The sequence below is a fragment of the Pseudomonas sp. RW407 genome, assembly GCF_003176655.1.
Lineage (GTDB): Bacteria > Pseudomonadota > Gammaproteobacteria > Pseudomonadales > Pseudomonadaceae > Pseudomonas > Pseudomonas delhiensis.
The window spans coordinates 1-1093 of record NZ_QGSL01000080.1; the positions used below are offsets into that span (position 1 = coordinate 1).

The 1093-nt window shown below is 69.3% G+C and carries 1 protein-coding gene; it reads left to right on the top strand.

Translation table 11 applies throughout. The features are described 5' to 3' along the window. Window positions 1–131: 131 nt before the first annotated feature. Entirely contained in the window at window positions 132–1058 is a 927-nt protein-coding gene (locus DK254_RS06535) for an LD-carboxypeptidase (protein WP_109933135.1), read from the top strand. Window positions 1059–1093: the final 35 nt, after the last annotated feature.

The following is a 1093-nucleotide window of genomic DNA, read 5'->3' on the forward strand; positions in this document are numbered from 1 at the left end:
GTATGCTTTTTCATGGCCTCACCCTCACTGTCGCTGGCTTCTTAGAATGCCACCGTGGCGCTTCGACGCCTCGGTGAGGGTGAGTCCATCCAATTACAATGTCGTTCGTCACGCCGTCCCGGATTTCGTTTATGCCCAGATCCCCCCGCCCCTCCGACCTGACCTGGTCGCCCTTCGAAGGCCGCGTCGCCCTGGTCGCCCCGGCATCCTCCATCGCCGAGGAGGTCTTCGAGGCCACCCTGCGCCAGCTGGAGGTGCTGGGCATCGACTACCACCTGGGCGAGCACGCCGAAGCCCGCTACCGCTACCTCGCCGGCACCCTTGAGCAGCGCCTGGAGGACTTCCACCGCGCCTTCGAGCTGCCAGACGTCGGCGCCGTCTGGTGCCTGCGCGGCGGCTACGGCTGCGCGCAGCTGGTGCCCGGGCTGGACTGGGCGCGGCTGAGGGCGGCCTCGCCGCGGCCGCTGATCGGCTTCTCCGACATCTCCATCCTGCTCAGCGCCTTCCACCGCCACGGCCTGCCGGCGATCCACGGCCCGGTGGCCAGCGCCCTCGGCCTGCAGCCGCTGAGCGCCCCCAGCGAACAGCGCGAGCGCCTGGCCTCGCTGGCGTCGGTCAGCCGCCTGCTGGCTGGCGAGGACGACCACCTGCCCTGCGCCCACCTGGGCGGCCCGAAGAAAACCGTCGAAGGCGAGCTGATCGGCGGCAACCTCACCGCCCTGGCCAGCACCGCCGGCACCATCGCCGCGCTGCACGCCCCGGCCGGCGCCATCCTGGTGCTGGAGGATGTGGGCGAGCCCTACTACCGCCTGGAGCGCAGCCTCTGGCAACTGCTCAACAGCATCGACGCGGCAAGCCTGGGCGCGGTGGTGCTGGGCACCTTCAACGACTGCCCGCGCAAGAATGTGGCGCACAGCCTGGAAGAAATCTTCGTGGAATACCTGAAGCCGCTGGGGGTGCCGCTGTACCACGGGCTGCCGAGCGGGCATGGGGCGCAGAATAGGGCTTGGCCTTATGGGAAGGTGGGGCGGTTGGGGGTGAAGGGGTTGGAGTGGTAGAGCCTGCGTCAGGCTCAACAGATCGCGGACGGTGC